This window comes from Rubinisphaera italica (genome assembly GCF_007859715.1).
GTDB classification, from domain to species: Bacteria; Planctomycetota; Planctomycetia; order Planctomycetales; family Planctomycetaceae; genus Rubinisphaera; species Rubinisphaera italica.
Genome location: NZ_SJPG01000001.1, coordinates 677,069 through 692,303, shown reverse-complemented (window position 1 = coordinate 692,303; position 15,235 = coordinate 677,069). Strand labels below are relative to the sequence as shown.

Genomic DNA, 15,235 nt, shown 5'->3' with positions numbered 1-15,235 from the left:
GCGGAGAAATTATCATGACTTTACTATCTCGGTTTCTTTTGCTGACATTCCTGATCACTTCATCTGTTCAAGCGGAGGATTCTCTCGGGCTAGTGACGATTCACTCTGCAAAAGCTCGTGCCGGTCATCTGCTGATGACTCCAGAGATGAAACTCGACCTGCCAGATGGGGAATATGAACTGCGAGATCTCGATTCTGGCCTCAGGCTCTCCACTCAAATCGTCAATCAGGAACTGTATGTCTCACTTTCTAATCCCTGGACTACCAGAAAAGAGAAACGGTTTGAGATCGTCCGCAAAAGTCCATCTCCAGAAAGCGAATTTCAAAATAGAGTGAAGGATGGAAATCTGGAATTTCGGTATGACAAACGCCCAGTTTTGACTTACAACATTACGACCGATGAGCCTCCTACTGGAGCCAATCCCCTGTATCGGAAAAGTGGCTACCTGCATCCGGTGTACTCACCAGCCGGTCATGTACTTACGGATGATTTTCCTGCGGACCATTACCATCAGCACGGTATTTTTCACGCATGGGTCAAAACAACTATTGGCACAAAGGAAGTTGATTTCTGGAATCAAGCCAAAGGAGAGGGAACTGTTCTGCACCATCGACTGCAAAATCGATTTGCCGGTTCACAGACTGCTGGATTCGACACGGAGTTAATTCACATCATGGCCCCTGAAAAAAGTCCACGAACGATTCTGAAAGAATTGTGGAAGATACGGATACATCCCCATAAGCGATACAACATTTGGCAACTGAAAAGCGAGCAATCCAATGATTCGGGTGGCGACGTCACGATAAATCAGTACCACTATGGTGGTTTTGCGTTTCGGGGACGTTCAGAGTGGCTCGGGACTTTTCAGCAATCTGGCTGCGAAATGAGAACCGATCACGAGGATTCCCGTGAAAACGGCAATCATAAATCGGCTCGATGGGTCGTCATTTCAGGACCGGTTGAGAGTAACGAAGGTGATGCAGATCATTCCATGCCCCGCAGTGGCCTGGTGATCATGAGTCATCCTCAGAATTTTCGTTCTCCCCAGAAAGTCCGTCTGCATCCCAATAAACCGTACTTTTGTTTTTGTCCTGTCGTTGATGAAGAATTTGTTTTGAAACAAGGACAGACTTTGCTCTTGAACTATCTGGTGATCACGTTTGATGGCCAGATTTCAGATCAGGATCTGCAGGAAATCTGGCAGGAGTACTCAACGAATATTGAGATCACTCTTAGTAAGCCTATCCATGAGTAAGACTGTCGTTCACACTGTCAGTAAAGAGCCACTGATGAACCCAGTGAGTATCTCGCCTCAACTTGTTTAAATCAATGACTAATCAATCGCCAAGACGGCAAGCGTAACAAGAGATCGACAGGTATGGAAATTGAGTTGATCAGGTTGCTCTTGGCAACTCGCCGGAATCCAAATGGTGGTTTTCAAAACCTGCGTAAGCCACACAACTTTGAATCGTTAGCAGCACAGAGTTCTCAGAGAATATTCATGTAACTCCTCCAATAAAAACTCTGAGTCCTCTATCCTCTCTGTGCCAATAAATCGGTAACTCATCCCGCAAATCTGGAATTATCTCCTGGCTCTATACGACCTGTTTCATGATGATTCTTGATTAGATCATTTTCAAATGGTAACTGCAGTCGCATGGACATCAAATGTCCTAAAAACGATGTGTTTGCTCCTGCTGAACGCTGCAGGTGATTTTTGAATATGCTCTACTAACATGAACCGCAAGCAGAACCTGTATTTCGAGTAAACACGAGTTCAACAGCACTATTTCTTGTTTTCCATTTTGATATCCAGTGTATTTTCACCCTTTTGGATATCAAATTTCAATCCACTTGTGCTTGGCGATCTATATTTTGGGGGAATGTTGGGCATTTGCTTTGGACTCTCGGTCTTAGGTGAATTAGGACCGGAATCAACTTCGACCATGGGAGGTATGACAGTGATCTGGTACTCCCCCAAAGGCAATCCCCCTTGTGCGGAGTCGACTTTATAGGTTCCATCAGGACCAATTGTTCCTGTTCCTCCAATCCCCTTGGTTACATGAGTCAATTGTATGACCCCCTCGGTCACCGGCTCGCCTTCAAAAGTCACTGTACCAACCAGCACACCCGTTGGGCCGCGATCAGAGTCCCCAGAATTGCAACCGATAAATGTGAAGAGACACAGATTGAAGACAGTTGCAAGATAGATATTTTTTAATGACACCATAAATAAATTCAGTTAAAAAGAAGGACAAGAAATAAAAATGAGACATTGCTGACCCGATATAAATGCGGACACCAATGTCTCAGAATCAGCCGAATTACTTTCAAACCACAGATAAAGCTTTTGCGTTCAGATTCTTCCTCGAACCTGCAAATGCTCACCAGTGGATATAAGGCTTGTCGTTGAAGCCACTATTTTCAACCAACTGAAGTTTAGCTCAGGCAAGAAGAGTCTTAGTATTCTCCAACCACATTGCCATCGTCTCGTGTCATGAGGAAACGAGTCAAATCAAAGTCGAGATTTTCTGATAGAAAATGAACACTGCCGTCCGCAAACACCAGCTGAGCGCCGCCTTTGTGTGCTGATAAAATTGGATTGTTACAAGCATCATTGGCAATTCCTGCCAATGTTGAATCGACGGTCCCGATTGGATACCTCAATGTTGTTGTGTTGTAACAACGCACATCGGTTCTTCCATTTGGAGCCATCCAGGCAGAACTGGCTCGAGCACTTCTCACATCAGTTTTTGCCCCGCTTCCGTTTTTGCCATAGTTAGACTGCTCACCAACCATTGCGACATTGGAAGTACCATCAGTAAAATCACGCATGCGGAAGGATCTCGCATGGGAGAATGAGCCACCTTCTGAACGGATTCCCTTGCCTGTAATGGAGCCAAATGTTGAAGAATCATCCTGAACCTGAGTAAGACCAGAAGCTCCTGAGATGAGCACGTAGTTGGAAATTTGCAACACGGTCGTGGTCATGGCAGTCGCGTCTGTAACGGAAACTGTTTCTGGCAATGGACTGGAAGGGCACTGATAAACAGAAACCTTTGCACCATTTAATGGGGTATAATTTGCAGTCGCCCCTCCACCGAACCAGAACAATGCACCTGGGCCTTCAAATGACAAATTGTCATACAAACTTCCTTGCTCAACAAAAGGAAGCAGGTGAACCCAGCCACTTGGCCCATGAGTACCTAAACCCCCAGGAGGAAAAATCGTATGTACATCATGGTAATTATGCAGTGCCAAGCCGATCTGTTTCAGGTTATTTTTGCAGGAACTACGACGAGCCGCTTCGCGAGCTTGCTGGACCGCTGGAAGTAATAGTGCCACAAGTATTGCAATGATTGCAATGACCACTAAAAGTTCTATTAAGGTGAAACCTTGACGCTTCTTCATCTCTAATCCTATAAAAACATTTTGATATGAACAATCAGCTTAGCTTTTCCGAATTATAAAAGGTCCAGGTAAAACAATTCAAGAAAGAAAGTATGATAATTTTTTGAGATACCGAACATTAGTCATCAGTAACCTTCTATCATAATAGATGCCACAGATTCATTTTCAAAATCCTGCATTTGAGCCCCATACGAGTTGGCCTACTGGGATTACCAGATGTCCTTTAAATGTAAAACAATTTGTTTACTCATTCCTTTCAAAAATAAGTATCAACGATACCCACGAAACTAGTGTACAAAATGTTGAGTTATTTGAAATCAATGCTGCCCCCTCTGTTATTTCTGCTTATTTTCATAGCTTTGTGGGAACTCCTGATTCGAATTGGTGGAATTGGTCCCTATTTACTGCCGACTCCCTGGGCAGTTTTCCAAGTCCTGTTTGATCGATCTGAAGATTTGTCCTCAGCAGCTGGAATTACATTTCTTTCCGCTGTAACCGGTTTCCTGGCAAGCATTTTCGTCGGATTGACTGTCGCGGTCTTCTTTGCAGAATTTCGCTGGCTGCGAATCAGCTGTTATCCCTATGCGATTTTTCTGCATACGGTTCCCATTGTGGCAATTTCCCCACTGATCATCACATGGCTCGGCTATGGGGTGATCAGTGTGATTGTCATCACATTTATCATCAGCCTGTTTCCGGTCATTACCTCTGCAACCAATGGGTTACTCGAGAGCCGGGAGGATCTGCAGGAATTGTTTCAGCTTTACGGAGCGTCCCGTTGGCAGAAACTCTGGAAATTGAAGCTTCCCTCTGCAATTCCTCAAATCATCAGTGGCATGCAGACCGCCTCAGGCTTGGCGATTGTAGGAGCAATTGTCGGGGAATTTTTTGCTGGTCATGAGGCTGGCCGTTATGGACTGGGTTATTACATGTTCACAGCTCAGGGGCAGTTTCGAATTGATATCCTGATCGCAGCGATCCTGATTTCCACCCTGCAGGGTATTATTCTCTTCGGGAGCGTGACGCTTTTCGCGAAAACAGCCCTGAAACGATGGATGATTGCTGGCTGAAAGATTCTGATTACTTCTTGATTTCCCATCATCAAAGCATTGAAACAAACTTCACTCAACCTTAACATATTACCAAATTGCTCATATGTGCATACTTACCTCTCCTTACCCTTCCCAAGGAACATTGCATGAAAACTTTACTGCAAATCCCGAAACGTCAAGCTTTCACGTTAATTGAATTGTTGGTTGTCATCGCGATCATCGCAATACTTGTGGCACTATTACTTCCAGCTGTCCAGCAAGCTCGCGAAGCAGCTCGACGAAGTAGTTGCAAGAACAACCTCAAGCAGATGGGATTGGCTTTGCACAATTATCACGATACCCATCGCGTATTTCCATCCTGCTCCTACTACAATCCCGCAGGAACTGAAGGCGTGAATGGCGAATGGGCATGGGGCTCAATGATCCTTCCCTTCATCGAACAGGGGCCTCTTTATGACAGTCTGGCCGTTGGAGAAACCCGATTTGAAAATGCAGTCGCCAACAGTACAAAACTGGCATTGATGCAACAGCCGATTGCAACATTCCGCTGTCCGTCAGATGCGGGTGGCCCCAAACTCAATACTTTCCGCAAAGTTCCCAAGGGAGTCAGTGGAAGCACCAACTGCACAGACGCCAACCAATGTGAATCGACAGCAACAGCGAATTATGTGGCTGTGATTAACTCGGGGACAGTCGATCGAAGAAATCCTAACGGATTATTTCCCTGGGCGCACAATGGCGCCAGTAATACAACTTTTTATCGAACAATGGCTGACATTACAGACGGAACGTCCAATACGCTGGCTGTTGGTGAACGAGCCTGGAAGCTGGGGGGAGACTCTCATTATGCGGGTTTGATCTTTGGTACCAACGGCAATACAGGCCATAATTCTAATGGACGACAGGGAATGGGAGCTGTAACAGGTTGTGCTCGATATGAAATCAATCGCGTGAATCCGGGCGTGTCCCGCCCTCTCAGTTTCAGCAGCCATCACGCTGGTGGAGCTCAGTTCTGTCTGGCTGATGGTTCTGTAAGATTCCTCAGTGAAAACATTCACTTCATTATCGACAGTGGAACGCAGGGATCTCTGAATCCCTGGGATGAAGGATACAAGGAAGTGGTCGACAGTACCTTTGAACGGCTTGTCGCTATTGACGACAATCAGGTTGTTGGTGAATTTTAATTCGCTGCTGTTGAGATTCTCATACTTCATTTGCAATGCACACCGCGACGTAATTCATTGTATTTATCATTAGTACGTTGCGGTGTTCGCCTTCCTCGATGCATGAGGAATATCTCCTTGTGGTTGTTTGAGAATCTTGTTCTTATCGAATTCACTATTAACAACTCCTGCTCATTAGCCAATGGATACTTACACAATGATGGTCCTCAGTAAACTTCCCTTTTCTGCTTTGTTACTTGCAACTTTTTGCTGGGCCTCTGGCTGCGGAGGTGGGCCAAATGACTTGCCTGATTTAGGTCAGGTGAGCGGAAAGGTCACGCTCAACGGTAATCCACTTGCAGATGCACAAGTGACGTTTACGCCTGTCGACACAGATAGTGGAAACACATCCTCAGGAACGACCGACTCCAGTGGTGCATACGAATTGCACTACACCGGTGAGAATATGGGAGCAATTCCCGGCGAACACAAAGTCACTATTATTGTTGGTGAAGGTGCCACGCCATCATTTCCAGAAGGCGTTGATCCTGACAAACTTTCACCTCAGGAACGACAGAAATATGCAGCTGCAGCAGTGATTCCCGCTAAATACAATTCAGAATCTACTTTGACGGAAACGGTGAAATCTGGTCCTAATACCATCAACTTTGAACTGACTTCCGAATGATTCGGTCAAGACTAAGATCGTGACCATTACGAAGCCCTTTGCTGATAGTACAGCAAAGGGCTTTTTTGCATTGATTTATTCGATAAAAATCGGCAGCAATTCCACAATCAGGTCGGGTGATACCGGAAAAAAGCCTGCCGGCAAGGGATTGGAGAATCTCTCATTGAGAAAAAAAGCAACATCGGGTGCGAGGACCGTACCGGGATCCGTTTCGATTCGGAAACCCGGAACAGACTTCTGCTCCAAAAAAATAAGACAGGCTGGAAGCCTGTCCTACTTGAGGGATTCGTTATTCGGTAAGGAACTACGCGTACAATGGATCGACTTTGTCGGGATCGATGCCTAAATCTTTGATGGCCTGTGGCAGGATCGATTTGTCGAGATGTCCATCTTGAACGAGGCCGGCAAGTGCGGCATAAGTGACGAAGGAGGCGTCGACTTCGAAGTGGTGTCGCAACGCTTCACGGGTATCGCTGCGACCGAAGCCATCGGTGCCGAGGGTGAGATAAGTGCCCGGCATCCAATCTCGAATTTGATCGTGAACCAATCGCACATTGTCGCTGGAAGCGATGAACGGCCCCTCAATTCCCTCGAGTGTTGTTTCCAGATACGACTTCTTCGGTTCTGATTCCGGATGCAAACGATTCCAGCGCTGTGCAGCTCGGGCATCCCGGCAAAGTTCGCTGTAACTGGTGACAGACCAGACATCAGTCGCGACATTGTACTTCTCAGCCAGAATTTTCTGAGCATCGAGGACACCTTCAAGAATCGGTCCGGAGCCAAACAACTGCGGACGAACTTCAGCTGCTGGCTTCTCAACTTCGTTCGAGCTGAGTTTGTACATCCCTTTGAGAATGCCTTCTGTCACACCCTCTTCTTCGGGCATGGCTGGCATTACCCAGGTGCCATTGTAGACACTGATATAATAAAAGATGTCTTCACCATCGGCATACATTCGCTGCATACCATTCTGAATGATCACAGCCAATTCGTAAGAGTAGGCAGGATCGTAGGCGACGAGATTCGGCACAGTGGTCGCGACCAGTTGAGAATGACCATCCTCGTGCTGTAGACCTTCACCATTTAATGTTGTGCGTCCGGAAGTTCCCCCGACAAGGAAACCTTTCGTACGAGCATCACCTGCCAGCCAGATGAGATCGCCAACGCGCTGGAAGCCAAACATGCTATAGAAAATATAGAAGGGAATCATATGTAAGCCGAGATTTGCGTAGGCAGTCCCTGCAGCCACAAATGAGGACATCGCTCCGGCTTCGTTAATTCCTTCTTCAAGCAATTGCCCATCTTCTGCTTCTTTGTAGTACATGACCTGTGCACGGTCGACCGGCTCGTATAACTGCCCTTTGCTGGAATAGATGCCACATTGCTTGAAGAGTCCTTCCATTCCAAAAGTACGGGCTTCATCGGGTATAATTGGCACGATTCGCTTGCCGACTTCTTTATCCTTGAGCAACATGCTAATCATTTGCCCAACAACCATTGTCGTCGAAGCATCTTTGCCATCACTTCCTTCCAGTAATTTAGAGAACGCATCCAAATCTGGAACATTCAATTTGTCTTCTGTTGGCTGGCGGGAAGGAACATATCCTCCGAGTTCTTCACGTCGTTTTTTGAGATATTCCTGCTCTTCGCTTCCCTCTTCAAATCGATAGAATGGCGTCTTGAGAACTTCTTCGTCGTTGAGTGGGATGCCAAAGCGGGTACGGAAGTTGATCAGTTCTTTTTCGTTGATCTTCTTCTCGTTGTGCGTGTTGTTACGACCCTCGCCCGATTCTCCCAGCCCATAACCTTTAATCGTTTTGGCGAGGATAACCGTTGGAGCGCCGACGTGATCGACAGCTGCTTTATACGCGGCATAGACTTTGGACGGATCGTGTCCGCCACGTCGCAACTTCTGCAGTTGTTCATCGGAAAGATGATCAACCATATCGAGCAGTTCCGGATCAGCCCCGAAGAAGTGATCGCGGATGTAATCGCCTTTTTCGACGCTGTATTTCTGATACTGTCCATCAATGATTTCGCCCATCCGTTTGACGAGCCGCCCATCGACATCTTTGGCGAGAATTGGATCCCAGTCTCCACCCCAGATAACTTTGAGTGCATTCCAGCCAGCACCGCGGAATGCTCCTTCGAGTTCCTGAATGATCTTGCCGTTGCCGCGAACCGGACCATCAAGTCGTTGCAGGTTGCAGTTGATGACGAAGGTCAGGTTGTCGAGCTTCTCGCGGGAAGCGAGTGTGAGTGCCCCCAGAGATTCCGGCTCATCGCATTCGCCATCTCCCAGGAAAGCCCAGACGCGACATTCACTGGTATCGAGCAAACCGCGATGTTCGAGGTATTTGAGGAAGCGTGCGTGATAAATCGCCGTGATTGGTCCCAGTCCCATGGAGACGGTTGGGAATTGCCAGAAGTTGGGCATCAGCCAGGGATGCGGATAGGAACACAGTCCTTCACCACGGGGAATTTCTCGGCGGAATCGCTCCAGATGCGATTCATCGAGCCGACCTTCGACAAAAGCGCGAGCATACATTCCGGGAGAAGCATGTCCCTGGAAGTAAACCATGTCACCGAGTTGTTTGTCGGTTCGTCCGCGGAAGAAGTGATTTTGTGCCACTTCGTAGAGGGTTGCTGAAGAGGCAAATGTTGAAATGTGGCCGCCGAGCCCTGCAAATTTTTTGTTCGCTCCATGCACCATCGCCAACGCATTCCAGCGAACAATACTTTTGATGCGACGTTCAATTTCCAGATTGCCCGGATAAGCAGGTTGATCATCTAGATCGATCGTATTGATGTACGGAGTTGTGGCGGAGAACGGAATCATCACGCCCCGCAAGTAAGCCCGCTCACGCAGGTTGACGAGCAATTGAGTCACCCGTTCCGGACCGTAACGGTGAATCACGTCCTCTAAAGACTGGTACCATTCTTCGAGTTCGACAGGATCAATTCCCGCCACGACGCCATCGGTTAAATCTGTTGTCATGTTGTTCTGTCGTTTATCTTTGTGCGATTTATAAAGGATTCAACCAGACATAAAAGTCTAGTCGAGTCAGTGCCTACGAAACAATTCTGTAATATCTGATTGGACTGCAGGAGGAAATTTTCTCCAGACGGCCTTAAATTCTAATGAGATTCCCTCATTTCACAATCCACTCTCAGCCATCCAACCAATCAGACTCCACTTTCGATACAGTTGGGATTCAATCAGATTTCAGTCATTTATTGCAAGACCGATCATAACATTTCCGTAATGAGGAAATATAGTCAATGCTGTTGAGGTTCTCATTATCACAATCGATTCTGGCGCGATGATCATAATTTGTACATTGCAGATTTTTATTTTGTTTCATCGGAACGATAAGAGTGCAGCTTTGAACCATGGATGAACACGGATTTTCACGGATAAAAATATTTGTGTCCATCCGTGCTACTAAAGATTCATAGTTTTGAGGCTTGCGCGTACTTTGAAAGACAATCATTTTGGTTCCGGCGAGCAGATCAATCCAACCGTGCTGGGCTTATCCGTGGTTCTTTATTAATTTTGATTGTTCGCTTTGATTTCAAGCACATGCATAGCTCGTAAGTCATCTCTGATAAGATAGAGCATTCAAGGAATTTATGACTGTTTTGACATTTGAGATTGCTTTCTGACGTTGTGATTCACAATCTTCTCAGTGAATGCTGCTCGGATTTAACCGAAATAGAAAGGATAACAGGACGCTGAAAATGCGTTTTGAGAGTATCGCGGGTTGGGGATGACCCGTTTTGACATCAAATCCAGGGAAGGAGCCCGCTCATGCGGCGACTCGTCAAATCATCACTGCTTTCATTATTCGCTGCTGGCTTTGCAGGTTTTGGATCACCACTCGAAAGCTACTCTGCGGATCTCGAAGTCGAGCCGGTCAGCGGGATTTGTATCGAAAACTCTCCCGGGCTAAGCAGTTACGGCCAGGGTAATGCCTGCAATTCCGGCTGTCGGCCCGTTTGTGCAGACCCGTTTTACTATTTTGATGTCGATTATCTGTTCTGGTCCCGCAATTCGGGATCGGCAACGAGTCCGATTATCGGAGGGCCTGAAGCCCTCAATTATGGCGGAACAGGATCCGATTTTGAAAGCGGAGTTCGCCTGAAAGCGGGAGCTGCCTTTGAAAACTTCGAATTGCAGTTTTCCTGGTCTCGGATTGATAACTGGAACAGCACGCAATCTGGCCAGCTCGTGAACGGAATCAGCTTCGATTCCGGGATCGGCACTTCGTTCGCCGGTGCCAATTTCATCAATGGAACGACTGGTTTCCGTTCACTGTTTGCTGCGGCGGAGTTCAATCCGGGTGGCGGTCCCGATGAAACTCTCGAAGATGAAGGTCTCGGGCCAGTTGGAATCTTTGCCGATGCCGCTCCAACATTTAATGTGCAATATCGCAGTGACTTCAACGATTACGAATTTATCACCAAATTTGCCCCAATTACTTCCCGCATCAAATTCGGCGTCGGCTGGCGACATGCGGATCTCGATGAACTGATGTCCGCCTCGATTACGGGAACATTTCGAGCTGTTGACAACGCTGTGGGTGCTAACGGCGGGTTGTCACATGCGGCCTTAACGGCTGCTAATGGCGGAAATTTAACGCTGATTTCCGGAGCCGCAGATGGTTTCGACGACGAAACCGGGCTTCTGGGTGGTGTCGGACCGGACATGCTGAATATGAACGAACGATCCAGCACGACGAACTCACTTGATGGGGTGCAATTTTCGCTGGATTTACTGCTGATGGAATCGGACCGATTCCTGATTGACAGTGTGTTAAAAGTCGGAGCTTATAACAATAAGTCGACCGGAACCTTTATTGAAACCTATTCCGGAATCGGTAACGACAATTCGGTTTATGGTCGCACACTGACCGACAGCAGTAATTCGGTTGCATTTGTTGGACAGGTCGGGCTGGGATCGATGTATCGTTTTAATGATTATGTCCGTTTCCGCTTCGGGTGGGACGTCATTTTCCTCTCAGGAGTCGCCCTGGCTCCAGAGCAAACGACTCTCGCGAACACCACTTACACGATCAATAACGATGGGAGCCTGGTCATTAATGGCGGACATGTGGGCCTGGAGTTCGTCTATTAATTACTGAACTGCTTTCTCCAATTAAGCCCTGTTAACTTTCAAAGTGGAAAGTTGACAGGGTTTTTTATTTGGCTCCGGGTTTCAAATCGAATTTAGTTTAGTCACTTCCGCATGCAGTCAAGCCCGGTATTTTACTCCTTAACATAAATCTCATCAGGAACACACCTTATGTTATTTGTTACAGGCAAGTATTCCGTCGATATGATAAGTGGATAAAGTGTTGAAATCCTGACGTCAGAGCATTTGCAAACTACCGATTTTAATTGAACTTAGCTCATGAATAATTAATTCAAGACAGGAAGTCCCAGGCGAGATAATCGCTGCCAATTCTTTTTTATTGACAGGTCAGGGAAGGCCAAGGTGATTTTATGATTGATCCCCATTCCTGCACGACGCCGTCCCCTCTGGTCAATTCTGCTGCAGCGAGAACTCACCACACTCCCTCAGGAGAAAAAGTGCGAGCACTTTTTCTGAGCGATGTCCATCTGGGAAGTCCGCATTCTTCCGCAGATGAGTTCCTCACGCTGCTGAATCGATATCGCCCTGAAAAGCTGTTTCTGGTGGGTGATATTCTTGATGGACGTCGCCTGAAAAAGTTCTGGCACTGGCCGAAAGTTTACAATCAGATCCTAAATCGCTTTGCCGAATTACTCTCCAACGGCACCATCATTTACTACACCCCCGGCAATCATGATGAATTCATGCGGGATCTGCTTCCCTCATTACCGCAGTTTGTGCGATCGGACCAGATCCGGATTGCTGACGAATTTCTTTACGAATCGCACCGCAAAGCTCGACTCCTTGTGACCCATGGGGATCAGTTTGATCATCATGAGCAGGCCGCTGGATTCGTTTCTGCGTTTGTGACCGTGGTTTATGACTGGTTATTGCGTCTTGATGGTGGGTTAACCCGATTATTTCCTCAAAGAAAACGGAGCAATATTGCTCGCTGGGCGAAGCGGCAATCGTCTAAAGTGCAGCAGTTTGTGGAGCAATTTGAGGAAACCGCTGCCAATTATGCCGAGCGTGGTGGCTACGACGGGATAATTTGCGGGCATGTACATGAGCCTAAGATTGTTTCTCGAAGCTCAATATCGTATTGTAATACAGGCGACTGGGTCGAACACTGTTCTGCTTTGATAGAGCAGACCACCGGCGACTGGGAGCTGACTTTTTTCAACCCGAAACATTATTCTTCGGCCAAAACCACCAAAAGCAGGCAATCTCAGACTTGTTCCTCCACTTGGAGAACGAGACCTCCCCGAGACGATGTGCAATTGACACTACTCAAAAGCAATCGTTGGACACATCGGCATTCATTTCCCGAGAAGACGTCCGATACAGACTGCCCGCAAGTGAATGAGGCCAGCGGAAATCAATCTGATGCTGCGTCCCAAGAAAAACAAATCTCCTGAGGCAACGACCTCAAGTGATGGTGATATCCAAAAAAAACGACGACGGCTCAATTTCGACCGTCTGAGCAAAACCTGGTTCAATCTCGTCCATCAAAATAATCTCGTCTACAACACTTGCTGGGAAGATCCCCGACTCGATCATGTCGCATTAGAACTCGGTCCTGATGATGTCGTCATGGTCATCACCTCGGCTGGTTGTAACGCGATCGATTACGTGCTCAAAGAGCCGAAGCATGTGCATGCGGTCGATGTGAATCCTCGACAGAACGCCCTGCTCGAATTGAAACTGGCTGCCATCCGTGAGTTGGATTACGACCAGTTTTTCCAGATGTTTGGCCGTGGCCGACTCTCGGGATACAAGAAAATTTACAAAGACAAACTCCGAAAACATCTCACGCACGCCTCGGTTTCCTATTGGGACAAACGGACGAAGATGTTTTCTGGAAATGGTCGCCGACCGAGCTTCTATTTCTACGCAACCTCAGGAATGTTTGCCTGGTTGATCAATATTTATGTCAATCGCATTAAAAAACTTCGTCCTGCTGTCGATGAGTTGCTGGCAGCAAAGTCTGTTGAAGAACAGCAGCAAATTTACGACAAACATCGTTTACGAGAAACACTGTGGACGCCATTCCTGAAATGGGCCATGAAACGCGATATGACATTGTCACTTCTTGGAGTGCCTCGCGCTCAAAGACGACAGCTCGATCGAAGTTATCCTGGAGGTATTCTGCAGTTCGTTGTCGATTCTCTCGAAACGGTATTCACGAAACTGCCGATTCGAGACAATTACTTCTGGCATGTTTATTTGACTGGACATTACACACCCGAGTGCTGTCCAGAATATCTGAAGCAGGATAATTTCAATCGACTGAAAAATGGACTGGTTGATCGAATTTCGATTCACACCAACACCATCCTTGGCTTCCTGCGGGAAGATCAAGACGTTGAAGTTTCGCGGTATATTCTGCTGGATCATATGGACTGGCTGGCAGAAGTGCGCGCCGATGTGCTGGCCGATGAATGGCAGGTGATGCTTGATCGAGCCGCCCCGAAAACACGATTCCTCTGGCGAAGTGCCGGATTGGAAGTCGATTTTGTCGATCCAATTCCCGTCCAATGGAACGGTGAAGACTGCAACATTGGACAACTCCTGAATTACAAACAGGAACTGGCTTCGGAATTGCACCCCAAAGACCGTGTCCATACTTATGGCAGTTTCTATATCGCTCATCTGGATCGAGATGCGAAGCCTAAACCGCTCGAAGATAAAACGGCAGAATCAGTCAAAGAACCTGTTGGAACTTGAGGTTAAAACGACAAGCACGAAGTGCAATCGAGTGTGTAATAACGATGAAGAGAATCACGCTATTGAGCTTCCTGCCTGTATGAAAAAGTAATTAATGCCCATTTGAGAAGTTGAGAATCAGGAATATTTATGCCGCTGCCTCAGTCGATCAGTTCCAATGCCCGCGTGTTGTGGCACCTGGCGCTTAATCGCGTGACTGGCAACACGCACGAAGAGCGGCTTTCCAGTTTCTACAAAGGTCAGGCGGGCGATTACGACAGTTTTCGTAAAAAGTTACTGCACGGTCGTCAGGAAATGCTCGAAACCATTGTTTTCCCGAATGATGGTATCTGGGTTGATCTGGGAGCAGGCACAGGATCGAATGCGGAATATGTAGCCGAGACAATTCCGCGGCTCAAGAAGGTCTATCAGGTCGATCTGTGTGAGCCATTACTTGATGTTGCCCGGGAACGGGTTACAGAACGTAACTGGCCACAAATCATCCCGACTCATGCCGATGCTACGAAGTTTACGCCCGAAGAAGGTTATGCCGATGTCGTGACCTTCTCCTATTCGCTGACAATGATTCCCGACTGGTTCGCCGCCATTGATAATGCGTATCGAATTTTGAAACCGGGGGGAGTGATTGGAATCGTCGATTTTTTCGTTTCGCGAAAATATCCGGCAGAGGGGTTTATCAAACATCCCTGGTCAACACGAAATTTCTGGACAGTCTGGTTCAGTTCTGACAATGTGTTTCTGAACGGCGACCATCTTCCATATCTGCATAAATATTTTGAACCTTTACGGTTGGAACAACGACGGGGCAAAGTTCCGTTTCTACCTCTGGTAAGAGCTCCACATTATATTTTTCTTGGTAAGAAAAGTGAGAAAGCTGAAGTCACCACATCGTAGGCTGAATGAAAAATACAAAAATATTTAATACCACGAAGGCACAGAGTTCACAGAGGAGAAGTTAAGGTTGTCAAACCGGACTGAAATTATCAGGCCTGGAGAGTAAAATATCCTCAGTGATCTCTGTGTCTCTGTGGTTAATTAAATTTCTTTGTGACATTAATT

11 protein-coding genes are annotated in these 15,235 nt (G+C 47.0%); 8 read left to right on the top strand and 3 right to left on the bottom strand.

Annotated elements, in window-relative coordinates; translation table 11 throughout:
- The first annotated feature begins 14 nt into the window (after positions 1-14).
- Positions 15-1,256, top strand: coding sequence for a DUF6807 domain-containing protein (locus Pan54_RS02690; protein ID WP_146502033.1), 1,242 nt, complete (start codon positions 15-17; stop codon positions 1,254-1,256).
- A gap of 531 nt (positions 1,257-1,787) precedes the next feature.
- Here the strand turns inward: Pan54_RS02690 and Pan54_RS02685 are convergent.
- Entirely contained in the window at positions 1,788-2,231 is a 444-nt protein-coding gene (locus tag Pan54_RS02685) for a hypothetical protein (protein WP_146502032.1), read from the bottom strand.
- A gap of 230 nt (positions 2,232-2,461) precedes the next feature.
- Entirely contained in the window at positions 2,462-3,412 is a 951-nt protein-coding gene (locus tag Pan54_RS02680) for a DUF1559 domain-containing protein (RefSeq protein ID WP_146502031.1), read from the bottom strand.
- 299 nt (positions 3,413-3,711) lie between these two features.
- Here Pan54_RS02680 and Pan54_RS02675 point away from each other — a divergent pair, with 299 nt between their 5' ends.
- The 3 genes from Pan54_RS02675 to Pan54_RS02665 all read left to right on the top strand — a co-directional run bounded on the left by Pan54_RS02675 (position 3,712) and on the right by Pan54_RS02665 (position 6,315).
- On the top strand, positions 3,712-4,482 hold the full coding sequence (locus tag Pan54_RS02675; protein ID WP_146502030.1) for an ABC transporter permease: 771 nt from the start codon (positions 3,712-3,714) through the stop codon (positions 4,480-4,482).
- A gap of 128 nt (positions 4,483-4,610) precedes the next feature.
- Positions 4,611-5,648: a DUF1559 domain-containing protein gene (locus Pan54_RS02670; protein WP_146502029.1), complete on the top strand. Its 1,038-nt coding sequence runs from the start codon at positions 4,611-4,613 to the stop codon at positions 5,646-5,648.
- Between the two features lie 196 nt (positions 5,649-5,844).
- Entirely contained in the window at positions 5,845-6,315 is a 471-nt protein-coding gene (locus Pan54_RS02665; protein ID WP_146502028.1) for a carboxypeptidase-like regulatory domain-containing protein, read from the top strand.
- 304 nt (positions 6,316-6,619) lie between these two features.
- Here Pan54_RS02665 and aceE read toward each other — a convergent pair whose 3' ends face one another.
- Positions 6,620-9,313, bottom strand: coding sequence for a pyruvate dehydrogenase (acetyl-transferring), homodimeric type (aceE, locus tag Pan54_RS02655; RefSeq protein WP_146502027.1), 2,694 nt, complete (start codon positions 9,311-9,313; stop codon positions 6,620-6,622).
- 813 nt (positions 9,314-10,126) lie between these two features.
- On the opposite strand from aceE, the gene Pan54_RS02650 reads away from it, so the two are divergent.
- The 4 genes from Pan54_RS02650 to Pan54_RS02635 all read left to right on the top strand — a co-directional run bounded on the left by Pan54_RS02650 (position 10,127) and on the right by Pan54_RS02635 (position 15,070).
- Positions 10,127-11,452 (top strand): hypothetical protein, encoded by a 1,326-nt coding sequence (locus Pan54_RS02650; protein ID WP_146502026.1) that lies wholly within the window; start codon positions 10,127-10,129, stop codon positions 11,450-11,452.
- A 455-nt stretch (positions 11,453-11,907) separates the two neighbouring features.
- On the top strand, positions 11,908-12,867 hold the full coding sequence (locus Pan54_RS02645; RefSeq protein ID WP_165441549.1) for a UDP-2,3-diacylglucosamine diphosphatase: 960 nt from the start codon (positions 11,908-11,910) through the stop codon (positions 12,865-12,867).
- Positions 12,836-14,176, top strand: a complete 1,341-nt coding sequence (locus Pan54_RS02640; protein WP_146502024.1) for a DUF3419 family protein — start codon at positions 12,836-12,838, stop codon at positions 14,174-14,176. The genes Pan54_RS02645 and Pan54_RS02640 overlap by 32 nt, the downstream gene beginning before the upstream one ends.
- A gap of 129 nt (positions 14,177-14,305) precedes the next feature.
- The gene (locus Pan54_RS02635; protein WP_146502023.1) at positions 14,306-15,070 is read left to right on the top strand and encodes a class I SAM-dependent methyltransferase; all 765 of its coding nucleotides are present in this window, start codon (positions 14,306-14,308) and stop codon (positions 15,068-15,070) included.
- Positions 15,071-15,235 lie beyond the last annotated feature (165 nt).